Source organism: Escherichia sp. MOD1-EC6098, assembly GCF_002965865.1.
Classification (GTDB): Bacteria; Pseudomonadota; Gammaproteobacteria; order Enterobacterales; family Enterobacteriaceae; genus Escherichia; species Escherichia marmotae.
The window spans coordinates 67,470-91,340 of record NZ_PTSN01000019.1 but is presented as its reverse complement, the minus strand read 5'-3'; the positions used below and the strand labels follow the sequence as shown (position 1 = coordinate 91,340).

23 protein-coding genes and 1 other annotated feature are annotated in these 23,871 nt (G+C 47.8%); of the genes, 13 read left to right on the top strand and 10 right to left on the bottom strand.

Going from position 1 to position 23,871, the window contains the following annotated elements; translation table 11 throughout:
* Positions 1–417 precede the first annotated feature (417 nt).
* The 5 genes from C0K55_RS19190 (at position 418) to wzzB (ending at position 7,349) form a co-directional block, all read left to right on the top strand.
* Positions 418–1,554, top strand: a complete 1,137-nt coding sequence (locus C0K55_RS19190; protein WP_105283422.1) for an ISAs1 family transposase — start codon at positions 418–420, stop codon at positions 1,552–1,554.
* A gap of 88 nt (positions 1,555–1,642) precedes the next feature.
* Complete coding sequence (locus tag C0K55_RS19185; protein ID WP_236942222.1) at positions 1,643–3,271, top strand: LTA synthase family protein; 1,629 nt, start codon at positions 1,643–1,645, stop codon at positions 3,269–3,271.
* 134 nt (positions 3,272–3,405) lie between these two features.
* Positions 3,406–4,812: an NADP-dependent phosphogluconate dehydrogenase gene (gndA, locus tag C0K55_RS19180; RefSeq protein WP_105266584.1), complete on the top strand. Its 1,407-nt coding sequence runs from the start codon at positions 3,406–3,408 to the stop codon at positions 4,810–4,812.
* A 247-nt stretch (positions 4,813–5,059) separates the two neighbouring features.
* Positions 5,060–6,226 carry a UDP-glucose 6-dehydrogenase gene (gene ugd / locus C0K55_RS19175; RefSeq protein WP_105266583.1) on the top strand — a complete coding sequence of 389 codons (1,167 nt, stop codon included), beginning with the start codon at positions 5,060–5,062 and terminating at the stop codon, positions 6,224–6,226.
* A gap of 145 nt (positions 6,227–6,371) precedes the next feature.
* Complete coding sequence (gene wzzB, locus C0K55_RS19170) at positions 6,372–7,349, top strand: LPS O-antigen chain length determinant protein WzzB (protein ID WP_105266582.1); 978 nt, start codon at positions 6,372–6,374, stop codon at positions 7,347–7,349.
* Positions 7,350–7,530: 181 nt separating this feature from the next.
* Here the strand turns inward: wzzB and hisIE are convergent, their stop codons facing one another.
* The 9 genes from hisIE to hisL all read right to left on the bottom strand — a co-directional run bounded on the left by hisIE (position 7,531) and on the right by hisL (position 14,760).
* Complete coding sequence (hisIE, locus tag C0K55_RS19160) at positions 7,531–8,142, bottom strand: bifunctional phosphoribosyl-AMP cyclohydrolase/phosphoribosyl-ATP diphosphatase HisIE (protein WP_085449041.1); 612 nt, start codon at positions 8,140–8,142, stop codon at positions 7,531–7,533.
* Positions 8,136–8,912 carry an imidazole glycerol phosphate synthase subunit HisF gene (gene hisF, locus C0K55_RS19155; RefSeq protein ID WP_000880156.1) on the bottom strand — a complete coding sequence of 259 codons (777 nt, stop codon included), beginning with the start codon at positions 8,910–8,912 and terminating at the stop codon, positions 8,136–8,138. The genes hisIE and hisF overlap by 7 nt, the downstream gene beginning before the upstream one ends.
* Positions 8,894–9,631: a 1-(5-phosphoribosyl)-5-[(5-phosphoribosylamino)methylideneamino]imidazole-4-carboxamide isomerase gene (hisA, locus tag C0K55_RS19150; RefSeq protein WP_016248872.1), complete on the bottom strand. Its 738-nt coding sequence runs from the start codon at positions 9,629–9,631 to the stop codon at positions 8,894–8,896. The genes hisF and hisA overlap by 19 nt, the downstream gene beginning before the upstream one ends.
* Positions 9,631–10,221 (bottom strand): imidazole glycerol phosphate synthase subunit HisH, encoded by a 591-nt coding sequence (gene hisH, locus C0K55_RS19145; RefSeq protein WP_001103550.1) that lies wholly within the window; start codon positions 10,219–10,221, stop codon positions 9,631–9,633. The genes hisA and hisH overlap by 1 nt, the downstream gene beginning before the upstream one ends.
* Complete coding sequence (hisB, locus tag C0K55_RS19140; RefSeq protein WP_105266580.1) at positions 10,221–11,288, bottom strand: bifunctional histidinol-phosphatase/imidazoleglycerol-phosphate dehydratase HisB; 1,068 nt, start codon at positions 11,286–11,288, stop codon at positions 10,221–10,223. The genes hisH and hisB overlap by 1 nt, the downstream gene beginning before the upstream one ends.
* Positions 11,288–12,358, bottom strand: a complete 1,071-nt coding sequence (gene hisC, locus C0K55_RS19135) for a histidinol-phosphate transaminase (RefSeq protein ID WP_105266579.1) — start codon at positions 12,356–12,358, stop codon at positions 11,288–11,290. The genes hisB and hisC overlap by 1 nt, the downstream gene beginning before the upstream one ends.
* Positions 12,355–13,659, bottom strand: coding sequence for a histidinol dehydrogenase (gene hisD, locus C0K55_RS19130; RefSeq protein ID WP_000009579.1), 1,305 nt, complete (start codon positions 13,657–13,659; stop codon positions 12,355–12,357). Before hisD ends, hisC begins: the two co-directional genes overlap by 4 nt.
* 5 nt (positions 13,660–13,664) lie before the next feature.
* Entirely contained in the window at positions 13,665–14,564 is a 900-nt protein-coding gene (hisG, locus tag C0K55_RS19125; protein WP_000131781.1) for an ATP phosphoribosyltransferase, read from the bottom strand.
* Positions 14,565–14,610: 46 nt separating this feature from the next.
* Positions 14,611–14,734 (bottom strand) — a sequence feature (His leader region).
* Positions 14,710–14,760 (bottom strand): his operon leader peptide, encoded by a 51-nt coding sequence (hisL, locus tag C0K55_RS19115; RefSeq protein ID WP_001364200.1) that lies wholly within the window; start codon positions 14,758–14,760, stop codon positions 14,710–14,712. Its footprint overlaps the feature before it by 25 nt.
* Before the next feature lie 426 nt (positions 14,761–15,186).
* On the opposite strand from hisL, the gene C0K55_RS19105 reads away from it, so the two are divergent.
* The 4 genes from C0K55_RS19105 to plaP all read left to right on the top strand — a co-directional run bounded on the left by C0K55_RS19105 (position 15,187) and on the right by plaP (position 18,611).
* Entirely contained in the window at positions 15,187–16,011 is an 825-nt protein-coding gene (locus C0K55_RS19105) for an SDR family oxidoreductase (protein WP_038355108.1), read from the top strand.
* Positions 16,012–16,056: 45 nt separating this feature from the next.
* Positions 16,057–16,986 carry a LysR substrate-binding domain-containing protein gene (locus C0K55_RS19100; RefSeq protein WP_000803328.1) on the top strand — a complete coding sequence of 310 codons (930 nt, stop codon included), beginning with the start codon at positions 16,057–16,059 and terminating at the stop codon, positions 16,984–16,986.
* A 214-nt stretch (positions 16,987–17,200) separates the two neighbouring features.
* Complete coding sequence (yoeI, locus tag C0K55_RS19095) at positions 17,201–17,263, top strand: membrane protein YoeI (protein WP_097433929.1); 63 nt, start codon at positions 17,201–17,203, stop codon at positions 17,261–17,263.
* Positions 17,253–18,611 carry a putrescine/proton symporter PlaP gene (gene plaP / locus C0K55_RS19090; RefSeq protein WP_000019194.1) on the top strand — a complete coding sequence of 453 codons (1,359 nt, stop codon included), beginning with the start codon at positions 17,253–17,255 and terminating at the stop codon, positions 18,609–18,611. The genes yoeI and plaP overlap by 11 nt, the downstream gene beginning before the upstream one ends.
* Positions 18,612–18,685: 74 nt before the next feature.
* Here the strand turns inward: plaP and sbcB are convergent, their stop codons facing one another.
* Positions 18,686–20,113 (bottom strand): exodeoxyribonuclease I, encoded by a 1,428-nt coding sequence (gene sbcB, locus C0K55_RS19085; protein WP_105266578.1) that lies wholly within the window; start codon positions 20,111–20,113, stop codon positions 18,686–18,688.
* 208 nt (positions 20,114–20,321) lie between these two features.
* Here sbcB and dacD point away from each other — a divergent pair, with 208 nt between their 5' ends.
* The 4 genes from dacD (at position 20,322) to C0K55_RS19065 (ending at position 23,845) form a co-directional block, all read left to right on the top strand.
* Positions 20,322–21,488, top strand: a complete 1,167-nt coding sequence (dacD, locus tag C0K55_RS19080; RefSeq protein ID WP_001516605.1) for a serine-type D-Ala-D-Ala carboxypeptidase DacD — start codon at positions 20,322–20,324, stop codon at positions 21,486–21,488.
* A 118-nt stretch (positions 21,489–21,606) separates the two neighbouring features.
* Positions 21,607–22,080, top strand: a complete 474-nt coding sequence (sbmC, locus tag C0K55_RS19075; protein WP_001105399.1) for a DNA gyrase inhibitor SbmC — start codon at positions 21,607–21,609, stop codon at positions 22,078–22,080.
* 208 nt (positions 22,081–22,288) lie between these two features.
* Positions 22,289–23,347, top strand: coding sequence for an FUSC family protein (locus tag C0K55_RS19070; RefSeq protein ID WP_001516604.1), 1,059 nt, complete (start codon positions 22,289–22,291; stop codon positions 23,345–23,347).
* Positions 23,348–23,515: 168 nt separating this feature from the next.
* Positions 23,516–23,845 carry a DUF496 family protein gene (locus C0K55_RS19065; protein WP_000450409.1) on the top strand — a complete coding sequence of 110 codons (330 nt, stop codon included), beginning with the start codon at positions 23,516–23,518 and terminating at the stop codon, positions 23,843–23,845.
* Positions 23,846–23,871: the final 26 nt, after the last annotated feature.

The window sequence follows — 23,871 nt, the reverse complement described above, 5'->3', positions numbered from 1 at the left end:
TCAGTTTAGTTATTTGTTCCGAGAAGAGTTACGTAATGATGTTTCTTGTACTAGGGAGCCAGGAAAGCTCATCAGGCGTACACTTGTTGCACTAAATAATTCGCATTTTATGTTCAATAATTAAGATATTCCTTATTGCTTAAAACTGTTTTTCACAGCTTTTATATGTTCAAATACTCCTTATATAAATAAGGAGAACAAAATGGAACTTAAAAGTTGATGGAATATGTTTCTATTATCCCAACTTACAGACAAGTCTGGAAAGTATAACATCAGGGAAAGATCACGTAACGCTGCTTTTTTGTACTAAATAATTCGCACTAAGTGTTCAATAATTAAGATATTCCTTATTACCTAAAGCTGTTTTTCTTTGCTTATACATGATCAAATACTCCTTACATAATTAAGGAGAACAAAATGGAACTTAAAAAATTGATGGAACATATTTCTATTATCCCCGGTTACAGACAAGCCTGGAAAGTGGAACATAAATTATCTGATATTCTACTGTTGACTATTTGTGCCGTTATTTCTGGTGCAGAAGGTTGGGAAGATATAGAGGATTTTGGTGAAACGCATCTCGATTTTTTGAAGCAATATGGTGATTTTGAAAATGGTATTCCTGTTCACGATACTATTGCCAGAGTTGTATCCTGTATCAGTCCTGCAAAATTTCATGAGTGCTTTATTAACTGGATGCGTGACTGCCATTCTTCAGATGATAAAGACGTCATCGTAATTGATGGAAAAACGCTCCGGCACTCTTATGACAAGAGTCGCCGCAAGGGAGTGATTCATGTCATTAGTGCGTTCTCAACAATGCACAGTCTGGTCATCGGACAGATCAAGACGGATGAGAAATCCAATGAGATCACAGCTATCCCTGAATTTCTTAACATGTTGGATATTAAAGGAAAAATTATCACAACTGATGCGATGGGGTGCCAGAAAGATATTGCAGAGAAGATACAAAAACAGGGAGGTGATTATTTATTCGCTGTAAAAGGAAACCAGGGGCGGCTTAATAAAGCCTTTGAGGAAAAATTTCCACTGAAAGAATTAAATAATCCAGAGCATGACAGTTACGCAATTAGTGAAAAGAGTCACGGCAGAGAAGAACTCCGTCTTCACAGTGTTTGCGATGTCCCTGATGAACTTATTGATTTCACGTTTGAATGGAAAGAGCTGAAGAAATTATGCGTGGCAGTCTCCTTTCGGTCAACAATAGCAGAGCAAAAGAAAGAGCCAGAAATGACGGTCAGATATTATATCAGTTCTGCTGATTTAACCGCTGAGAAGTTCGCCACAGCGATCCGAAATCACTGGCACGTGGAGAATAATCTGCACTGGCGTCTGGACGTGGTAATGAATGAAGACGACTGCAAAATAAGAAGAGGAAATGCAGCAGAATTATTTTCAGGGATACGGCACATCGCTATTAATATTTTGACGAATGATAAGGTATTCAAGGCAGGGTTAAGACGTAAGATGCGAAAAGCAGCTATGGACAGAAACTATCTGACGTCAGTCCTTGCGGGGAGCGGACTTTCGTAATCTTGCCCTGGTTTATGTATTCTTACCCCGATAATATAATATTGAATAAATAACATTAAAAACTTTAAATGCAATGGTTTAATCCAATATGAATTTTATGAATGCAATTAGAATAATTTTACCTTTCTGTATTTTTTTGAGTGTTTTACTTTACACTGGAAGGTCAGATTGTGTTTTTTTATTTACTATTGAATATACACTTACAAGTGTAGCAATTTTTCTAATAAAAAGAAAAATTGTAAGCAATATTTTGTGGGGGGGGTATCTCTCCATTTTAGGTGTACAGGCAGCGTCGCTATTTAGTTCAGGACAATATTTGATGCCTCTCGCCTTATCGAATGCTGCAGAAATTGAATCTCTAGGCATTGGCGAGGTAATTAAAGTTGTTTTTATTTTTGTTTTATTTGTTATAGTTTCATTTGTTACGATGCCTTCAGGTGCTTTAATAAAACGTATTAAATATTATAAATTTAATCTTTTCTGTATAGTATTATTGCTTATGTGTTCTTTCATAAGTTCGGGACCGGTATATGCTTTTTATGAAACGGCGAAATTGTATTATTTACAGCAAACCTATAAGCCTAGTAAGAAGATTGGAGATGCAGGGAAATCTTTTTTAAAATCAAGTCTTTTTATTAATCCTATAGAAAATAACAATAGTTTCAAAGAACGTAATGTTATTGTAATATTTACTGAGGGATTTTCATCTGAAATTATTGGCAATACAAAATCTGGAGTACTTCCAGTTACGCCTAATTTAAATAAGTTATCTAATGAAGCTCTGAGTTTTAAAAATTATTATAATCATACAGCTGCAACCTTTAGAGGTTTAAGAGGTCAGTTAACATCTGGTTATCAATTTCGGGATGGCTTAACTGATTCTGGTACAGGTATCGCACAATTATCTAACTCAGAAATCAATAACATTTATCTTCATCGTCAAACATCTTTACCGGATATATTGAAAGAGTATGGTTATAAAAGTTATTTTATAGCTTCTACCGAAAAAAATAGCCCACTCAATACAATGTTGAAAACACTTAATTTTGATAAAGTCCTTGGAATGGGGGACTTTATTGGTTATCAACGAGACAGAATGACGGATAAGCAAACATTTAATGCGCTGCGAAATTTCTTGAGTTCATTGGAAAATAAAAAAGAACACTTCTTTATTGGTGTCTATCCATCTGGTACTCATCATGGACAAGATAGTCCAAATGAAAAATATTTTGATGGTAGCAACCCACTCCTTAATAAATTCTATAACTATGATTTTCAGTTAGGAAAATTTGTTGACTTTTTTCGGCGTAGTTCATTTTACAATAATACATTATTAATAATAACATCAGATCATTCAACATTTCCTTCGACAGAGTATAAAAAAGCATTTAATAGTGACTCCCATTATTTTGTGGATAACATACCATTTCTGGTTATTGGGGGAGATATCACGCCTGAAGTTTTAGATGCAGACGGTAAAAATTCATTAAGCTTTGCGCCAACAGTATTGCACATGTTAGGGATTCAGTATTCAATGAACTATTTTTTGGGATGTTCTCTTTTTGATAAGGAATGCATATCGCCATTTTCACATCTTTCTGCTATTGGTAGCGACTATTTCATCACAAGCAAAGAAAATCATGTTGAACTAATACCAAATAATAGTGATAGTGAATTAATAAAACTTGCTGAACGTTTTTATAATATCAGTGGATAAGTAGATAATTGGGTAAGAAACAATCGATCCCCTAGTTATGAAAAATATGACTGTAAAATAAGATATAAATTAAGCTATTCTTTATCTTAAATAAGCCGCAACCCCGCGGTGACCACCCCTGACAGGAGTAAACAATGTCAAAGCAACAGATCGGCGTCGTCGGTATGGCAGTGATGGGACGCAACCTTGCGCTCAACATCGAAAGCCGTGGTTATACCGTCTCTATTTTCAACCGTTCCCGTGAAAAGACGGAAAAAGTGATTGCCGAAAATCCAGGCAAGAAACTGGTTCCTTACTATACGGTGAAAGAGTTCGTTGAATCTCTTGAAACGCCTCGTCGCATCCTGTTAATGGTGAAAGCAGGTGCAGGCACGGATGCTGCTATTGATTCCCTCAAGCCATATCTCGATAAAGGTGACATCATTATTGATGGTGGTAACACCTTCTTCCAGGACACTATTCGTCGCAACCGTGAGCTTTCCGCAGAAGGGTTTAACTTCATCGGTACGGGTGTTTCCGGTGGTGAAGAGGGTGCGCTGAAAGGTCCTTCCATTATGCCGGGTGGGCAGAAGGAAGCCTATGAACTGGTTGCGCCAATCCTTACCAAAATCGCCGCCGTGGCTGAAGATGGTGAACCGTGCGTTACCTATATTGGTGCCGATGGCGCAGGTCACTATGTGAAGATGGTTCACAACGGTATTGAATACGGTGATATGCAACTGATTGCGGAAGCCTATTCTCTGCTGAAAGGTGGCCTGAACCTCTCCAACGAAGAACTGGCACAGACCTTTACCGAGTGGAATAACGGTGAACTGAGCAGCTACCTGATCGACATCACTAAAGACATTTTCACTAAAAAAGATGAAGACGGTAACTACCTGGTTGATGTGATCCTGGATGAAGCAGCAAACAAAGGTACTGGTAAGTGGACCAGCCAGAGTGCACTGGATCTCGGTGAGCCTCTGTCGCTGATCACTGAATCAGTGTTTGCACGTTATATCTCTTCTCTCAAAGATCAGCGCGTTGCCGCGTCTAAAGTACTGTCTGGCCCACAAGCACAGCCAGCAGGTAACAAAGCTGAATTCATCGAGAAAGTTCGCCGTGCGCTGTATCTGGGCAAAATTGTTTCTTATGCTCAGGGCTTCTCTCAACTGCGTGCCGCGTCTGAAGAGTACAACTGGGATCTGAATTACGGCGAAATCGCGAAGATTTTCCGTGCTGGCTGCATCATCCGTGCGCAGTTCCTGCAGAAAATCACTGATGCTTACGCTGAAAATCCGCAGATCGCTAACCTGCTGTTAGCCCCGTATTTTAAGAAAATTGCCGACGACTACCAGCAAGCGCTGCGTGATGTTGTTGCTTATGCAGTGCAGAACGGCATTCCAGTACCAACCTTCTCTGCAGCGGTTGCTTACTATGACAGCTATCGTGCCGCAGTGCTGCCAGCGAACCTGATCCAGGCACAGCGTGACTATTTCGGTGCGCATACTTATAAGCGCATTGATAAAGAAGGTGTGTTCCATACCGAATGGCTGGATTAATCTGATCTAACCAACAATAAATTGAGGCCCGGCGTATATTGCGCCGGGCTTTTTTTTACCAATTATCTTATAGACTAAATTTTACTGCTTAATATTAACCTAATAAATATCAGCTACTCTCATAAAGAAAATCTGAATTGTTTTTCGTTGCGTTGACCAGTCATCATCGTAGCGTTAAAACTTTTAACTCTTATCAGGATGCTAAAAACATCATGATTCACAGTTAAGTTAATTCTGAGAGCATGAAATGAAAATCACCATTTCCGGTACTGGCTATGTAGGCTTGTCAAACGGGCTTCTAATCGCACAAAATCATGAGGTTGTGGCATTAGATATTTTACCGTCACGCGTTGCTATGCTGAATGATCGGATATCTCCTATTGTTGATAAGGAAATTCAGCAGTTTTTGCAATCAGATAAAATACACTTTAATGCCACATTAGATAAAAATGAAGCCTACCGGGATGCTGATTATGTCATCATCGCCACTCCAACCGACTATGATCCTAAAACTAATTATTTCAATACATCCAGTGTAGAATCAGTAATTAAAGACGTAGTTGAGATAAATCCTTATGCGGTTATGGTCATCAAATCAACGGTTCCCGTTGGTTTTACCGAAGCGATGCATAAGAAATATCGTACTGAAAATATTATTTTTTCTCCGGAATTTCTCCGTGAAGGTAAAGCTCTTTACGATAATCTCCATCCGTCACGTATTGTCATCGGTGAGCGTTCAGAACGCGCAGAACGCTTTGCTGCGTTATTACAGGAAGGCGCGATTAAGCAAAATATCCCGACTCTGTTTACTGACTCCACTGAAGCAGAAGCGATTAAACTTTTCGCTAATACCTACCTGGCAATGCGTGTGGCGTACTTTAACGAGCTGGATAGCTATGCTGAAAGTTTAGGTCTGAATACACGCCAAATTATTGAAGGCGTTTGTCTTGATCCGCGTATTGGCAACCATTACAACAACCCGTCGTTTGGCTATGGTGGTTATTGTCTGCCGAAAGATACTAAACAGTTACTGGCGAACTACCAGTCTGTGCCGAATAACCTGATCTCGGCAATTGTTGATGCTAACCGCACGCGTAAGGACTTTATTGCGGATGCTATCTTGTCGCGTAAACCTAAAGTAGTGGGAATATATCGTCTGATTATGAAGAGCGGTTCAGACAACTTCCGCGCATCTTCCATTCAGGGGATTATGAAGCGTATCAAGGCGAAAGGTGTGGAGGTGATCATTTATGAGCCGGTGATGAAAGAAGACTCATTCTTCAACTCTCGCCTGGAACGTGATCTCGCCACCTTCAAACAACAAGCCGACGTCATTATTTCCAACCGAATGGCAGAAGAGCTTAAGGATGTGGCAGACAAGGTCTACACCCGCGATTTGTTTGGCAGCGACTAACCTTCTGTAATCAGGGCGATTTTCGCCCTGATTGTCTTTTGTTACCCATGTAATAATTCATTATTTTTATCACTTATCCTATAGCATTCATGAAGATTATCGCTACACTATGCGAACCTGAAATTTTCCGTCAGTTAGGGTAATGATGAGAGTTGAAAATAATAATATTCCTGGTCAAAACCATGACCCGGAACAGATTGATTTGATTGATTTACTGGTGCAGTTGTGGCGTGGCAAGATGACTATCATCATCTCTGTCATTGTAGCGATTGCCCTGGCAATAGGGTATCTGGCCGTTGCCAAAGAAAAATGGACTTCCACAGCTATCGTTACTCAACCTGATGTGGGACAAATCGCGGGTTATAACAATGCCATGAATGTGATTTATGGTACGGCTGCGCCGAAAGTGTCTGATATCCAGGCGACGTTAGTTGGTCGTTTCAGTACGACATTTTCTGCATTAGCAGAAACGCTGGATAATCAGGAACAACCCGAAAAACTGACTATCGAACCTTCTGTTAAAAACCAGCCATTACCCCTGGTTGTTTCTTATGTCGGGCAAACGCCTGAAGGTGCGCAGAAACAGCTAGCTCAATATATTCAGCAAGTTGATGAACAGGTGAATGAAGAGCTGGAAAAAGACCTGAAAGACAACATCGCACTGAGTGTGAAAAACTTGCAGGATTCTTTGAAAACGCAGGAAGTGGTCGCGCAGGAGCAGAAAGATCTGCGTATCCGTCAGATTCAGGAAGCGTTGCAGTATGCGAATCAGGCGCAGGTGACAAAGCCGCAGATTCAGCAGACACAGGACGTGACCCAGGACACTATGTTCCTTTTGGGGAGTGATGCACTGGAGTCGATGGTTAAGCACGAAGCGAGCCGTCCGTTGGTGTTCTCGTCAAACTATTATCAGACTCGTCAAAACCTGCTGGATATTGAAAGTCTGAAGGTTGATGATCTTGATATTCATGCCTACCGTTACGTTATGAAACCCACACTGCCAGTGCGTCGCGATAGCCCGAAAAAGGCTATCACTCTGATTCTGGCTGTGCTGCTGGGCGGTATGGTTGGCGCGGGGATTGTGCTGGGGCGTAATGCGCTGCGTAATTACAACGCGAAGTAATCTTTTCGGTTTTAAACAAAATGGGCAGGGTGGTGACACCTTGCCCATTTTTTTGCCGAATGTGATGCTGGGCATCTTATCCAGCCTGTGTGTGCAGAGAGAATGTGTAGGCCCGATAAGCTTGTGCATCGGGCAATGGCTCCGGATGCGACAACAATATCGCATCCGCTTACCCCGTAACTCACTGATGCCGTTTGCGCAGGTTTTCAATCACCGTCGTTAAATCCAGATCCTGATCCTGCAACAACACCAGCAGGTGATACATCAAGTCAGACGCCTCGTTAGTCAGCTCAAAGCGGTCATGTACTGTCGCGGCCAGTGCGGTTTCCACGCCTTCTTCTCCTACTTTCTGCGCGATGCGTTTGGTGCCACTGGCATACAGTTTGGCGGTGTAGGAGGTTTCCGGATCGGCAGATTTGCGTTCAGCGAGCAGTTGTTCAAGCTGGTAGAGAAACAACCACTGGTGAGCGGTATCGCCAAAACAACTGCTGGTGCCTTTGTGGCAGGTTGGGCCGATGGGATTCGCCAGCACCAGCAGGGTGTCGTTGTCGCAGTCCGGTGCAATGCTGACTACGTTGAGGAAGTTCCCCGACGTTTCACCTTTAGTCCACAGTCGCTGTTTGGTGCGTGAGAAAAAAGTGACTTTGCCGCTTTCGATGGTTTTATCCAGCGCTTGCGAGTTCATGTAGCCCAGCATTAACACTTCGCCAGATACCGCGTGTTGCACAATCACCGGCATCAGTCCGTCGGTTTTTTCCCAGTCCAGTTCGCGGCGTTGTTGTTCTGTTAACATATCCTGATCTCCACGCCCTGTGTTGCCAGGTACGCTTTTAATTCACCAATATTGATTATTTGTTTGTGGAATACGGAAGCTGCCAGCGCGCCGTCAACGTCGGCATCGCGGAAGGCTTCAAGGAAGTGTTCCATAGTGCCTGCGCCACCGGAGGCAATCAGCGGGACGTGGCAAACTTCACGCACTTTTTTCAGTTGTTCGAGGTCGTAACCGTTACGCACGCCGTCCTGATTCATCATGTTGAGGACGATTTCTCCGGCACCGCGTTTTTGCACTTCCTGTACCCAGTCGAGCGTTTCCCACTGTGTAACGCGGGTACGGCTTTCATCGCCGGTATATTGATTAACGTGATATTTGCCGGTTTCGGCGTCGTACCAGGTATCAATACCGACCACAATACACTGCACGCCAAAACGATCTGCCAGACGGGTGATCAATGTCGGATCGGCCAGTGCAGGGGAGTTGATGGAGATTTTATCCGCGCCAAAGGAAAGAATTTTCGCGGCGTCATCCAGCGACTTAATCCCACCCGCCACGCAGAACGGAATGTCGATCACTTCCGCCACGCGAGATACCCAGCTTTTATCTACCACGCGGCCATCGCTGGAAGCGGTGATATCGTAGAACACCAGTTCGTCTGCACCTTCTTCGGCGTAGCGTTTTGCCAGCGGCACAATATCGCCAATGATTTCATGGTTGCGAAACTGTACGCCTTTCACCACCTGACCATCACGAACGTCAAGACACGGAATTATGCGTTTTGCCAGCATGCGATGGCCTCCTTCACGGTGAATTTACCTTCCAGTAATGCCCGGCCAACTATTACGCCGCGCACGCCAGTGCCACGCAGAGCCGCGACATCTTCAATGTTGCCAATACCGCCGGAGGACTGAAACGCCACCTGTGGATATCTGGCGCAGACTTCTTCATATAAAGAGACGTTAGAACCTGCCAGCGTGCCGTCGCGCGAGATATCGGTACACAGCACATGTTTCAGGCCGACGGGCAGATAGGTTTCCACCAGTTGTTCCAGCGAAACGCCTGAGTTCTCTTGCCAGCCGCTGACCGCCACCTGTTTGTTGCCTTGCTCGTCAATACGGACATCCAGCGCCAGCACTAACGCATCGGCACCAAAACGTTCAAACCAGCCTTTCACCATTTCTGGTGACTTCACCGCGGTGGAGCCAACCACCACGCGCGCAACGCCTGCTTCCAGTAACGCCGCCACGTCTTCTTCGCTACGCACGCCGCCGCCAACCTGCACCGGAACGTTAACGCCCGCGACCAGGGTTTTAATCAGCGGGATTTGACGTTTAGCCGGATTTTTTGCCCCGGTCAGATCCACCAGGTGCAGCACTTCAGCACCTTGGGCGGCGTAATCCTGTAAGCGCGGCAGCGGGTCGTTGCCATAATCACGCTGCTTGCCGTAATCGCCCTGATGGAGACGCACCACGGTGCCGTCGATTAAATCTAATGCCGGAATAATCATCACATCTCCAGGAAGTTTTTCAGCAACTTAGCGCCAGCGGCACCGGAGCGTTCCGGGTGGAACTGCACGCCATAGAAGTTATCTTTTTGTACCGCCGCGGTGAACGGTTCGCCGTAGTTGCACTGGGCGATGGTCCACGGATTGACCGGCATGGCGTAGCTGTGAACAAAGTAAAAGTACGCGCCGTCTTCAATCCCCTGAAACAGGCGGTTGCCAGCCTGTGGGTAAACGCGGTTCCAGCCCATATGCGGCAATGGCAGACCAAAGTCGGTCATTTTCGGTACATCTTCGTCGATGATGCCCAGCAAATCGATGCCGTTACTCTCTTCGCTGCGTCGCCCCAGCAGTTGCATTCCTAAACAGATGCCCAGCACCGGTTGAGTACAGGCTTTGATGAGATCAAACAGTTCGCGCTCACGCACCTGGTCCATCGCCGCTTGCGCGGTGCCAACGCCGGGTAAAAACAGTTTATCGGCCAGCAACACGACGTCCGGGTCACGGCTGACCTTTGGTTCATAGCCGTGACGCGCAATGGCAGACTTCACCGAGTTCAGGTTGGCGCAGCCGGTATCAAGGATCACCACGTTCATTACAGCACTCCTTTCGACGAGGGCAGGGTGTCACCTTCCACGCGGATGGCCTGGCGCAGGGTGCGACCAAAGGCTTTGAACAGGCTCTCTACACGGTGGTGATCGTTTTTACCTTTGGTTTTCAGGTGCAGAGTCACGCCCATGGTGTAAGAGAGTGAACGGAAGAAGTGTTCGATCATTTCGGTGCTGAGATCGCCCACGCGCTGGTAGGTAAACTCAGCTTTATATTCCAGGTGCGGGCGACCAGAGATATCCAGCGCGCAGCGTGCGAGGCATTCATCCATCGGCAAGACAAAACCAAAGCGGCAGATGCCGCGTTTGTCGCCAAGGGCAATTTTTAACGCTTCGCCCAGCGCCAGCCCGGTATCTTCGACGGTGTGGTGATCGTCAATATAGAGATCGCCTTTAACGTTGATTTCCATACGGAAACCGCCGTGGGTGGCAATCTGATCCAGCATGTGATCAAAGAAACCAACACCAGTGTTAATCTTGCTGCCACCTTCGCGATCCAGCCATACCTGAACGTCAATCTGTGTCTCTTTGGTGTTGCGCACTACATGGGCATAACGATCGCGTTTAGTGAGTTGCTCGCCAATCATTGGCCAGTTCAGGGTTTTGCGGTTGTAGCGTAAACCATTAATACCCATGTTTTCAGCAAGTTGAATATCGGTCGCACGATCGCCAATCACGTAACTGCTGGCGCGATCCATCGCCTGCTCAGCGAGATAACGCTCCACCAGTTTTACCTTCGGCTTGCGGCAGTCACATTCATCGTCGGGCAGGTGCGGGCAAATCAGCACTTCATCAAACTGCACGCCTTGCGAGGTAAAGATCTGCATCATCAGATTGTGCGGGCCATCGAAATCCGCCTGCGGGAAACGTTGTGTTCCAAGACCATCCTGGTTGGTGATCATCACCAGCTTATAGCCTGCTTTTTGCAGCTTCAGCAGTTCCGGGATCACGCCCGGTTCAAAGGCGAGTTTGTCAAAACGGTCCACCTGAAAATCACTCGGCGGCTCGCTAATCAGGGTTCCATCGCGATCGATAAAAAGATACTTCTGACTCATCAAACTAGCTCCGCACGTAAGGCGTCAATGACGCGCTGGCTTTCTTCACGGGTTCCGACGGTAATTCGCAGGCAGCCGCTTAAAGAGGGTTGTTTATTCTGATCACGTAAGATAATGCCCTGATCCCACAAAGATTTAAACACTGCGCTGGAGGCTTTAAAGCGTGCCAGAATGTAGTTGGTTTCGGAGTCGAAAACCTGCTCCACGCAGGGGATCTCTTTCAGTGCGGCAATCAGGTATTCGCGTTCTGCAATAATTTGCGCCACTCGTTCGCGCATGGCGACGATCCCCTGCGGGCTTAACGCCTGGGACGCAATGTCGGCAACCGGCGTTGAGAGAGGGTAGGGGGCGATCACTTTCATCAGCAGGTTGATGACTTCTTCGTTTGCCAGCGTAAACCCACAACGGAGACCCGCCAGAGCAAAAGCTTTCGAAAGGGTGCGCAAAATAGCCAGGTGCGGATATTCCGCCAGCCAGCCCGCCAGCGATGCCTGCGGGCAAAACTCAATATAGGCTTCATCGGCAACCACAATGGCTTTTCCGCGGGTTAACTCCAGCAGAGTGCGAAAATCTTGCGGATTGATCAGTTGCCCGGTCGGGTTGTTAGGGCTGCAAACATAAACCACTTTCACGCCGTCCAGCTTGTCGGAAATCCCCTGCAAGTCCAGTTGCCAGTTTTCCAGCGTCGGCACCGTGCGACACTCGACGCCAATAGTTTCGGCGCTGACGCTGTACATGCCGTACGTTGGCGGGCAATAGAGGATGGCATCTTTACCCGGTTCACAAAAGGCGCGAATCAGTAGTTCAATGCCTTCGTCTGCGCCGCGGCTGACCAGCACTTGTTCCGGTTTTACGCCAGCATATTGCGCGTAATTTTCAATAACCGCTTTTGGCTGACATTCCGGATAGCGGTTGAGCGTTTGCTGAGTGAGCTGAAACTCCACGGCTGTAGGATATTCGTTGGCGTTCAGCCAGACATCGCCGTTACCGCCCAGTCGGCGCGCTGACTGATATGGTGTCAGGTTGCGGACGTTTTCACGCGCTAAATCGGTAATAGTCACGGTGCTCATGCTTGCTCCTTAAGGGCGTTGACACGTAAAGTCACGGCATTTTTGTGGGCTGTCAGGCGTTCGGCGGTAGCCAGCGTTTCAATGGTCGAAGCCAACGCAGAGAAACCCTCTTTCGACAATTCCTGCACGGTCATGCGCTTCTGGAAATCCGCCAGTCCGAGGCTGGAACAGGTGGCGGTGTAACCGTAAGTCGGTAGAACGTGGTTGGTGCCGGAGGCGTAGTCACCTGCCGATTCCGGTGACCAGTCACCAAGAAATACCGAACCGGCGCTGGTGATGCTATCGACCAGTTCGCGGGCGTTGCGGGTTTGAATAATCAGGTGTTCCGGGCCGTACTGATTGGAGATTGTCACGCACTGCGCTAAATCGTTGGTCACAATCAGGCGGCTGGTGAGCAGTGCCTGGCGTGCAGTTTCAGCACGCGGTAACTCTGCAAGTTGACGTTCTACAGCTTCGGCAACGCGGCGTGCCATATCGGCGTCGGGCGTCAGTAAGATCACCTGTGAATCCGGGCCGTGCTCAGCCTGAGAGAGCAAATCTGAAGCCACGAAGTCCGGCGTTGCGCCGCTATCGGCAATCACCAGCACTTCCGACGGGCCTGCGGGCATATCGATTGCTGCACCGTCCAGACGCTGGCTCACCTGACGTTTCGCTTCAGTCACAAAGGCGTTACCCGGTCCGAAAATTTTGTCCACTTTTGGTACGGATTCAGTACCAAAGGCCAGTGCGGCAATGGCTTGTGCGCCACCGACGTTAAACACGTCCTGCACGCCGCACAGTTGCGCCGCGTAGAGGATCTCATCGGCAATCGGCGGCGGTGAGCACAGCACCACTTTATTACAACCTGCAATACGCGCTGGAGTCGCCAGCATTAATACGGTTGAGAAGAGTGGGGCAGAGCCGCCAGGAATATACAAACCCACTGAAGCTACCGGGCGCGTGACTTGCTGGCAACGTACGCCTGGCTGGGTTTCGACATCTACCGTCGGCAGTTTTTGCGCATTGTGGAAGGTTTCAATGTTCTTTACTGCTACCGCCATCGCCTGTTTCAGGTCGTCGCTCAGGCGTTCGCAGGCTGCGGCGATTTCTTCAGCAGACACTTTCAGCGCGGTAACCTTGGTTTTATCAAACTTCGCGCTGTATTCCCGTAAGGCGTCATCGCCGCGTGCTTTCACGTTATCTAAAATTTCACGGACGATACGGGTGATGCTTTCAGAGGCGGAGATCGCCGGGCGCATTAACAGTTGGCGTTGTTGCTCCGCAGTACAGTTATTCCAGTCAATGATTGTGTTAAAGCTCATGGCTATTACTCCATCATCTTCTCAATTGGCAGGACCAGAATCGAACTCGCGCCCAGTTCCTTCAGTTTTTCCATCGTTTCCCAGAACAGGGTTTCGCTACTCACCATGTGCATGGCGACGCGCTGTTGATCACCCGCCAGCGGCAGAATGGTTGGTCGTTCGGCACCTGGCAGCAGGGCGATGACATCATCCAGACGCTCGGTTGGTGCATGCATCATGATGTATTTCGATTCACGCGCCTGAATTACGCCCTGAATACGGGTCAGTAGCTTGTCGATTAGTTGCTGTTTGGATTCTTCCATTTCACCATCGCGCTGGATCAGGCAGGCTTTCGAGCGGTAGATAACTTCCACTTCGCGCAGGCCGTTGGCTTCCAGCGTGGCACCGGTGGAAACCAGATCGCAAATCGCATCCGCCAGTCCGGCGCGCGGGGCAACTTCGACAGAACCGTTCAATAAGCAGGATTTGAAAGAGATACCTTTCTGGTCGAGATAACGCTTGAGCAAGTGAGGATAAGAGGTGGCGATACGTTTACCGTTTAAGGAGAGCGGGCCGTCCCAGGCTTCATCAACGGGCGTTGCCAGTGAAAGGCGACAGCCACCGAAATCAAGACGGCGCAGGGTAAAGTAGCGCGGATCTTCACCCTGGGCGCGGCGGTTGAGCAACTCTTCTTCCAGTACGTTCTCACCGATGATCCCGAGGTCTACCACGCCATCCATTACCAGACCGGGAATATCGTCGTCACGCACGCGCAGAATATCAATCGGCATGTTTTCTGCCATCGCGATCAGGCGCTGGGTGTGAAGATTAATTTTAATGCCGCAGCGCGCCAGCAATTCGCGTGAATCATCACTTAAACGGCCGGATTTTTGCATAGCTATGCGTAAACGAGTGTTGTCTGTCATTTTCTTATTCCTCTTTTAACCTGTCTGAATCGTTATCAACCGCGCAATAAAAAAGCCCCCGGAAGGTGATCTTCCGGGGGCTTTCTCATGCGTTCATGCACCACTGGAAGATCTGAATGTCTTCCAGCACACATCGCCTGAAAGACTAGTCAGGATGATGGTGATGATGGTGGTGTTTAAATTGAACGCGTGTCATAAAAATCTCTGTGAATGTTTATTCAACTGATGCCTTTTAACCTAAACCACTTTCACGATAGAAAGCAAGGGCTTTTTTATATATTTTGCGGCGATAGATTTGTTTAATGAATGAGCAGGGAAAGAAGGGCGCTAAGAGTGACTACGTTAAAAAAAGTAATCGTGAAAATATGTCTTTAAAGCCCTCAAGAACATTGTGTTCTGTAACTAAAGTGGCCTTTGTTCATGCCGGATGCGGCGTGAACGCCTTATCTGGCCTACAAATGTTGCCTAAATTCAATATATTGGTGTTTTTGTAGGCCTGATAAGCGGAGCGCATCAGGCAATTGTACATTTGCTAACAGCTTCGATTCATTCATAGAATGAATTGTCAGTTTTGATACGCTGGCGTAGCCTTATAGATCTAAGGTGTATCAGGAGAAAACGGATGAAAAAGGTCGCAATTGTCGGGTTAGGGTGGTTAGGTATGCCGCTGGCGATGTCACTTTCAGCGCGGGGCTGGCAAGTCACCGGGAGTAAAACCACACAAGATGGCGTCGAAGCGGCCCGAATGAGTGGGATTGATAGCTATACGCTTCGCATGGATCCCGAGTTAGTTTGCGATTCTGACGATCTGGATGCCCTGATGGATGCTGATGCGTTGGTCATTACGCTTCCGGCGCGACGCAGCGGTCCTGGCGACGAGTTCTATTTGCAGGCAGTGCAAGAGCTGGTAGACAGCGCGCTGGCTCACCATATTCCCCGCATTATTTTCACCAGTTCAACCTCTGTCTATGGCGATACGCAAGGCATAGTAAAAGAAACCACACCACGCAATCCCGTGACCAACAGTGGACGAGTGTTAAAAGAACTCGAAGACTGGCTGCACAATTTACCTGGAACTTCGGTCGATATTTTGCGTCTTGCTGGCCTGGTGGGGCCGGGGCGTCATCCAGGGCGCTTCTTTGCCGGAAAAACTGCGCCAGACGGTGAACATGGTGTCAATTTAGTTCACCTGGAAGATGTTATTGGCGCTATCACTCTGTTGTTACAGGCACCTAAAGGCGGACACATCTATAATATATGTGCGCCAGCTCACCCTGCGCGTAATGTTTTCTATCCGCAGATGGCCCGTTTACTGGGGCTGGAACCTCCGCAGTTCAGAAACAGCCTGGACAGCGGCAAAGGTAAAATTATTGATGGCAGCCGGATCTGTAATGAATTGGGATTTGAATACCAGTATCCCGATCCACTGGTAATGCCGCTGGAGTAAAGCATCACGCCAGCAGAATGCCGCATACACCGCAAGGGGGCGTGTATGAAACCACTGCTGGATGTGTTGATGATCCTCGATGCCTTAGAAAAAGAGGGCAGTTTTGCGGCGGCGTCAGCCAAACTGTACAAGACGCCGTCTGCACTGAGTTACACCGTTCATAAGCTGGAAAGTGATCTTAATATTCAATTGCTTGATCGCAGCGGTCACCGCGCTAAATTCACCCGCACCGGAAAAATGTTATTAGAGAAAGGGCGGGAAATTCTTCACACTGTTCATGAGCTGGAAAAACAGGCAATAAAACTTCACGAAGGCTGGGAGAACGAGCTGATTATCGGGGTTGATGACACCTTTCCTTTTTCTCTGCTTGCGCCGCTTATTGAACTCTTTTATCAACATCACAGTGTAACGCGGTTGAAATTTATCAATGGCGTGCTCGGTGGTTCCTGGGAGGCGCTGACCCAGGGCCGGGCAGATATTATTGTCGGCGCTATGCACGAGCCGCCATCTTCCAGCGAATTTGGTTTTTCTCGTCTGGGTGATCTGGAGCAAGTGTTCGTTGTGGCACCCCATCATCCGTTAGCGCTGGAAGAAGAACCGTTAAATCGACGAATCATTAAACGATATCGGGCGATAGTCGTCGGTGACACTGCGCAGGCAGCCGCGTCTACAGCTTCACAAATACTTGATGAACAAGAAGCTATTACCGTATTTGATTTTAAAACCAAGCTGGAGCTGCAAATCAGTGGTCTTGGTTGTGGTTATTTACCCCGTTATCTGGCGCAACGCTTTCTTGATAGTGGTGCGTTAATCGAGAAGAAAGTGGTCGCGCAAACCCTCTTTGAACCTGTCTGGATTGGCTGGAACGAACAAACCGCAGGGCTTGCCAGTGCGTGGTGGCGAGACGAGATTTTAGCAAATAGTGCTATCGCCGGTGTTTATGCAAAATCTGGTGACGGAAAATCAGCCATTTAAATAAAAAATCATCTGTCAAGCCCCTCATTCTCTTGTCATTTACCCCCCATTTAGGCACAATGCGCCGCTGTCAAAAAATGACTAAAAACCGACGTTTTATCCGCGTCGGTTATTTTTTGCTTCAAACCAATCATTCATACCAAGAGGCCGGGCTTCGTACCGGATAGATATTTACTAAAAATCGACAGTTGTTGTCGCTGAGGAATCCAAAAAAATGGGGCAATTTTTTGCTTACGCGACGGTTATCACCGTAAAGGAGAATAACCATGTCGCATAACGTTACTCCAAACACCTCTCGCGTGGAATTGCGTAAAACGCTTACGTTAGTTCCGGTTGTAATGATGGGTCTTGCCTATATGCAGCCGATGACGCTGTTTGATACTTTTGGTATCGTTTCAGGCCTCACGGATGGTCATGTGCCGACAGCCTATGCGTTCGCATTGATTGCGATCCTGTTCACGGCTCTGAGCTACGGGAAGTTGGTTCGCCGCTATCCTTCTGCTGGCTCTGCGTACACTTACGCCCAGAAATCTATTAGCCCGACCGTTGGCTTTATGGTGGGTTGGTCTTCTCTGCTCGACTATCTGTTCGCGCCGATGATCAACATCCTGTTGGCGAAAATCTATTTTGAAGCTCTGGTGCCTTCCATCCCATCGTGGATGTTTGTGGTGGCGCTGGTGGCCTTTATGACAGCCTTTAACCTGCGTAGCCTGAAATCCGTAGCGAACTTCAACACCGTCATTGTGGTGTTGCAGATTGTGCTGATCGCGGTGATTCTGGGCATGGTGGTCTACGGCGTATTTGAAGGTGAAGGCGCTGGTACGCTGGCGAGCACCCGTCCGTTCTGGTCTGGCGATGCGCATGTCATCCCGATGATTACCGGTGCGACGATCCTGTGCTTCTCCTTTACCGGTTTTGACGGCATCAGCAACCTGTCGGAAGAAACCAAAGATGCAGAGCGCGTGATCCCGCGTGCGATTTTCCTGACCGCGCTGATTGGCGGTATGATCTTCATCTTTGCGACCTACTTCCTGCAACTGTACTTCCCGGATATCTCTCGCTTTAAAGATCCGGATGCGTCACAGCCTGAAATCATGCTGTATGTTGCGGGTAAAGCATTCCAGGTTGGCGCGCTGATCTTCTCCACCATTACCGTACTGGCGTCTGGTATGGCGGCGCACGCAGGCGTAGCGCGTCTGATGTACGTGATGGGGCGTGACGGCGTGTTCCCGAAAAGCTTCTTCGGTTATGTACACCCGAAATGGCGTACTCCGGCGATGAACATCATCCTGGTTGGTGCGATTGCTCTGCTGGCAATCAACTTTGACCTGGTAATGGCAACGGCGCTGATTAACTTTGGTGCGCTGGTGGCGTTCACCTTCGTTAACCTGTCGGTTATCTCGCAGTTCTGGATCCGTGAGAAGCGTAACAAGACGCTGAAAGATCACTTCCAGTATCTGTTCCTGCCGATGTGTGGTGCGCTGACCGTTGGTGCGCTGTGGGTTAACCTGGAAGAAAGCTCGATGGTTCTGGGGCTGATTTGGGCGGCTATCGGTCTGATTTACCTGGCTTGCGTAACTAAGAGCTTCCGCAACCCGGTTCCGCAGTACGAAGACGTTGCATAATTTTATAAAACCGGATGGTGTCATCATCCGGTAAGTCTCAAAAAGCCGGAGTTTAACGCTCCGGCTTTTTTGTATCAGACGATCTCTTCCGCGTACTGCCAAAGCGCCTTTAACAGTGCCACTTTCTCTTTATCATCGGCATATTGCTGCGCCAGCATCTGCAGTTCATCAGCATAGCCTTGCAAAAAATCTGGAGTGAAGACCTGACGGCGATGCTCCAGCCAGCGTTGCTGTTCGGCGTAATCTAACGTGCCGGGGAAGTTACGCGCCCGATAATTGAACAACAGCTTCTCTATGCGTTTATCGACAAAGGTGATATCCAGTGCCGGTAAGTTACGTGGCTCGGTTTCCAGCACAATTTTCATTGCCGCGCGATCGGCGTCACTGAAAAAGCCATTATAAAGCTGGGCATCCACGTTATCTGAAGGCATAAACGGGTCGGCTTCAGCAAATATTGCCACCACTTTTTCGCGCACTTGCGGGTTTTCACGCAAAATTTTCAGGTTATCAAGGCAATGCTGACGATTAATTCCCAGACGGTCGGCATCCTCCGGGCGAAGTGTATTCGCCTGTGCCAGCACCGGACATTTATTAATATGCACCAGCTTAACCGGGACTGCGGCGTTATTGCCCAGATCGGCTTTTGCGGTATACAGACGCTCGCGCAGCATGTCGCTATCCAGTTCCAGTAATGGCGAAATATCTCCAGCTAAATCCACCATAATCACGGCATTGCGATTTTCAGGATGCCACGCCAGCGGCGCAACCCAACTGGTATTGCCGCGCCACGCACCAAACATGCCGGAAACGTGCACCAGTGGTTTCATCTGTGGCACATCAATCAATGCCATCAGTTTGTGCTTATTACGATGGGTAAAGAGATAATCAAACAGGCGTGGCTGACGCGTTTTCACCAGCTTCGCCATCGCGATAGTGGCGTATACATCGGCCATCGCATCGTGGGCGTTGCTATGCTCTATACCATTCGCTTTGGTTAAATGTTCAAGACGAAAACTCGGCAGACCGTCATCATTTTCAGGCCAGTTGATCCCCTCCGGACGTAGGGCATAACAGGCACGCATGACGTCCAGCAGATCCCAGCGAGAGTTATCATGCTGCCAGCTCCAGGCATAGGGATCGTAGAAATTACGATAAAAAACATTGCGCGTGACTTCGTCGTCGAAACGCACATTGTTGTAACCAAGAATGCAGGTTTTCGGTACGGTAAAAAGCGAGTGGATGCGGGCGGCAAAGGCGGCTTCGTTTTCTCCTTTCGCCCGTGCTTCCTGCGGTGTGATGCCGGTGATTAACACCGCCCCTGGTTGAGGTAAATAATCATCAGCAGGTTTGCAGTAAAAGACTTCTGGTTCGCCAATGATATTGAATTCGCTATCGGTGCGAATGGCGGCAAACTGCGCAGGGCGATCTAACGCGGGGTGCGTGCCAAAGGTTTCGTAATCGTGAAACAAAAAGGTAGATTGTTGCTTACCGTCATTCATCATTAGGTTAAATCCGTTATTTCTGCTGTATGCCAGAGTACCAAATATCACAACGCTAATCAGCTTTAGAGCGACAATTTGGCAGCGTGTGGAAACAGATAATGTCAGATTAAAATGAGATAAATGTCACATTTTCTTGCACTTTATTCCAGCCAGTTCATCAGGATTTCCGTAAAAAGAACAGCTATTTGAAACTCCTGAGGATTTGCTGTTGAAACGCCGTCTTGTTATTGCTGCTTCTTTGTTCGTTTTTAATTTATCGTCTGCTTTTGCAGCAGAAAATATTCCTTTTTCACCCCAGCCTCCAGAAATTCATGCGGGGTCATGGGTATTGATGGATTACACAACCGGACAGATCCTCACGGCGGGTAATGAGCATCAACAACGTAATCCTGCCAGCCTGACTAAGCTGATGACTGGCTATGTCGTTGATCGTGCTATCGATAGTCATCGCATTACACCAGACGATATTGTCACTGTGGGGCGTGATGCGTGGGCAAAAGATAACCCGGTATTTGTCGGTTCTTCACTGATGTTTTTGAAAGAGGGGGATCGCGTATCGGTACGTGATTTAAGCCGTGGATTAATTGTCGACTCCGGCAATGATGCTTGTGTTGCGCTGGCTGATTATATTGCTGGTGGGCAACGGCAGTTTGTTGAAATGATGAACAATTACGCCGAGAAGTTGCATCTAAAGGATACGCATTTTGAAACGGTACATGGTCTGGATGCGCCGGGTCAGCATAGTTCAGCCTACGATTTAGCCGTACTTTCGCGCGCCATCATTCATGGTGAACCTGAGTTTTATCATATGTACAGTGAGAAAAGCCTCACCTGGAACGGCATCACCCAGCAAAACCGTAACGGCTTATTATGGGATAAAACCATGAATGTCGATGGCCTGAAAACCGGACATACTTCCGGGGCCGGGTTTAATCTCATTGCTTCGGCTGTGGATGGTCAGCGTCGACTCATTGCGGTGGTGATGGGGGCTGAAAGCGCAAAAGGTCGTGAAGAAGAGGCGAGAAAGCTACTGCGTTGGGGACAACAGAACTTTACTACGGTGCAAATTTTACATCGTGGGAAAAAGATTGGCACAGAACGCATCTGGTATGGCGATAAAGAAAAGATTGCGCTTGGAACCGAACAAGAGTTCTGGATGGTGCTGCCAAAAGCGGAGATTCCGAATATCAAAGCAAAATACACCCTTAATGATAAAGAACTGACCGCGCCAATTAATGCCCATCAGCAGGTTGGGGAAATTGAACTTTACGATCGGGATAAACAGGTGGCGCACTGGCCGCTGGTCACCCTGGAATCCGTCAGTGAAGGCGGCATGTTTTCCCGGTTGAGCGATTATTTCCACCATAAGGCCTGACCTTTCTTTTGCAGCAGACTGGCAGGAGTGCGAGTCTGCTCGCATAATCAACACTCATTCCTTGTGGTTTTTATATTGCAAATATACTGTACATAAAACCAGTATTAATGGAGGCATCATGAACTACGAGATTAAACAGGAAGATAAACGTACCGTTGCAGGTTTCCATCTCGTTGGCCCGTGGGAACAGACGGTAAAGCAAGGTTTTGAGCAGTTGATGATGTGGGTAGACGACAAAAATATCGTGCCAAAGGAGTGGGTAGCGGTCTATTACGATAATCCAGACGAAACACCCGCCGAAAAGTTACGTTGTGACACCGTCGTCTCGGTGGCAGATGACTTCACTCTCCCCGAAAACAGTGAGGGCGTCATCCTGACGGAAATTTCTGGAGGTCAGTATGCGGTGGCGGTTGCACGCGTAGTGGGTGATGACTTTGCTAAACCCTGGTATCAGTTCTTTAATACTCTCTTGCAGGACAGCGCTTACGAAATGTTGCCAAAGCCCTGCTTTGAGGTTTATCTGAACAATGGTGCGGAAGAGGGGTATTGGGATATCGAAATGTATGTTGCGGTGCAGCCTAAACAGCGCTGATAAGTGGCACTGGATCAGAGGATAACCCGATTGCTACGCTGTTTTTCGTTATGTAAAAGAGTAAGATTCGTCTGCAGTTTTCTGACAACCAAACCGGGAACGTCTGCTATTCCCGGTTTGCCGGACAGATTTGTTACATAGCGTTATCGTTCCCGGACTGCCAGATTGCATTATGACCGTTTTTTCTCTTATTCCACGGAGTGCCCGCGTGCGTGCCGATAAGTCCTTAAGCCCGTTTGAAATTCGAGTGTACCGCCATTACCGCATTGTGCATGGTACGCGAGTTGCGCTGGCGTTCTTGCTCACCTTTCTCATCATTCGCTTGTTTACCATCCCGGAAAGCACCTGGCCGCTGGTCACTATGGTGGTGATCATGGGGCCAATTTCGTTCTGGGGCAACGTTGTCCCTCGCGCCTTTGAACGTATTGGCGGTACTGTGTTGGGTTCGATATTAGGTCTTATCGCTCTGCAACTGGAGTTAATCTCTTTACCGTTGATGTTAGTCTGGTGTGCTGCAGCCATGTTCCTTTGCGGTTGGCTGGCGCTGGGTAAGAAGCCATATCAAGGTTTATTGATTGGTGTGACGCTGGCAATTGTTGTTGGCTCGCCAACCGGTGAAATTGATACTGCATTATGGCGAAGCGGCGATGTGATCCTCGGCTCTTTACTGGCAATGTTGTTTACCGGCATCTGGCCGCAACGTGCTTTTATCCACTGGCGCATTCAACTGGCGAAAAGTCTCACTGAATATAATCGCGTCTATCAGTCAGCGTTCTCACCGAACTTACTCGAACGTCCACGTCTGGAAAAACATCTGCAAAAACTCCTGACCGATGCCGTGAAAATGCGTGGGCTGATTGCGCCCGCCAGCAAAGAAACCCGTATCCCAAAATCGATATATGAAGGGATCCAGACAATTAACCGTAATCTGGTTTGTATGCTGGAACTGCAAATCAATGCTTACTGGGCCACGCGCCCCAGCCATTTCGTGTTATTGAACGCGCAAAAACTGCGCGATACACAGCACATGATGCAGCAAATCGTGTTGAGCCTTGTTCATGCCCTGTACGAAGGTAATCCGCAGCCGGTTTTTGCTAATACGGAAAAATTGAACGATGCTGTGGAAGAGCTGCGTCAGTTGCTCGATAACCACCATGATCTCAAGGTCGTTGAGACCCCGATTTATGGCTATGTGTGGCTTAACATGGAAACGGCGCATCAACTGGAGTTGTTGTCAAATCTGATTTGCCGGGCCTTGCGCAAATAATTCCCGATCTTCAGAATCATCTTGCTGCTTCGATTCAGCAAAGATAAAGGGTATGATAGTGAAAAGGGATAAAAGCATTGTCATCTGCGGCAGCTATGAGTAATGTTGGCCCTAACGAATAGTGGCTGCTTAAACGAATCCGACTCTCACATTATCAGGGGTATAAAAATGGAAACTACCAAGCCTTCATTCCAGGACGTACTGGAATTTGTTCGCCTGTTCCGTCGTAAGAACAAACTGCAACGTGAAATCCAGGACGTTGAGAAAAAGATCCGTGACAACCAGAAACGCGTTCTGCTGCTGGACAACCTGAGCGATTACATCAAACCGGGTATGAGCGTCGAAGCAATTCAGGGCATCATCGCCAGCATGAAAGGCGACTATGAAGATCGCGTTGATGATTACATCATCAAAAATGCTGAGCTTTCCAAAGAACGCCGCGATATCTCCAAAAAGCTGAAAGCTATGGGTGAAATGAAAAACGGCGAAGCGAAGTAATTTCTGCTTTATTCAATGAGGGTTGC

Bases quoted from the DNA above. Each gene is read 5' to 3' on its own strand.
- C0K55_RS19190 (WP_105283422.1), top strand. From the start codon at position 418: ATGGAACTTAAAAAATTGATGGAACATATTTCTATTATCCCCGGTTAC.
- C0K55_RS19185 (WP_236942222.1), top strand. From the start codon at position 1,643: ATGAATTTTATGAATGCAATTAGAATAATTTTACCTTTCTGTATTTTT.
- gndA (WP_105266584.1), top strand. From the start codon at position 3,406: ATGTCAAAGCAACAGATCGGCGTCGTCGGTATGGCAGTGATGGGACGC.
- ugd (WP_105266583.1), top strand. From the start codon at position 5,060: ATGAAAATCACCATTTCCGGTACTGGCTATGTAGGCTTGTCAAACGGG.
- wzzB (WP_105266582.1), top strand. From the start codon at position 6,372: ATGAGAGTTGAAAATAATAATATTCCTGGTCAAAACCATGACCCGGAA.
- hisIE (WP_085449041.1), bottom strand. From the start codon at position 8,142: ATGTTAACAGAACAACAACGCCGCGAACTGGACTGGGAAAAAACCGAC.
- hisF (WP_000880156.1), bottom strand. From the start codon at position 8,912: ATGCTGGCAAAACGCATAATTCCGTGTCTTGACGTTCGTGATGGTCAG.
- hisA (WP_016248872.1), bottom strand. From the start codon at position 9,631: ATGATTATTCCGGCATTAGATTTAATCGACGGCACCGTGGTGCGTCTC.
- hisH (WP_001103550.1), bottom strand. From the start codon at position 10,221: ATGAACGTGGTGATCCTTGATACCGGCTGCGCCAACCTGAACTCGGTG.
- hisB (WP_105266580.1), bottom strand. From the start codon at position 11,288: ATGAGTCAGAAGTATCTTTTTATCGATCGCGATGGAACCCTGATTAGC.
- hisC (WP_105266579.1), bottom strand. From the start codon at position 12,358: ATGAGCACCGTGACTATTACCGATTTAGCGCGTGAAAACGTCCGCAAC.
- hisD (WP_000009579.1), bottom strand. From the start codon at position 13,659: ATGAGCTTTAACACAATCATTGACTGGAATAACTGTACTGCGGAGCAA.
- hisG (WP_000131781.1), bottom strand. From the start codon at position 14,564: ATGACAGACAACACTCGTTTACGCATAGCTATGCAAAAATCCGGCCGT.
- C0K55_RS19105 (WP_038355108.1), top strand. From the start codon at position 15,187: ATGAAAAAGGTCGCAATTGTCGGGTTAGGGTGGTTAGGTATGCCGCTG.
- C0K55_RS19100 (WP_000803328.1), top strand. From the start codon at position 16,057: ATGAAACCACTGCTGGATGTGTTGATGATCCTCGATGCCTTAGAAAAA.
- plaP (WP_000019194.1), top strand. From the start codon at position 17,253: ATGTCGCATAACGTTACTCCAAACACCTCTCGCGTGGAATTGCGTAAA.
- sbcB (WP_105266578.1), bottom strand. From the start codon at position 20,113: ATGATGAATGACGGTAAGCAACAATCTACCTTTTTGTTTCACGATTAC.
- sbmC (WP_001105399.1), top strand. From the start codon at position 21,607: ATGAACTACGAGATTAAACAGGAAGATAAACGTACCGTTGCAGGTTTC.
- C0K55_RS19065 (WP_000450409.1), top strand. From the start codon at position 23,516: ATGGAAACTACCAAGCCTTCATTCCAGGACGTACTGGAATTTGTTCGC.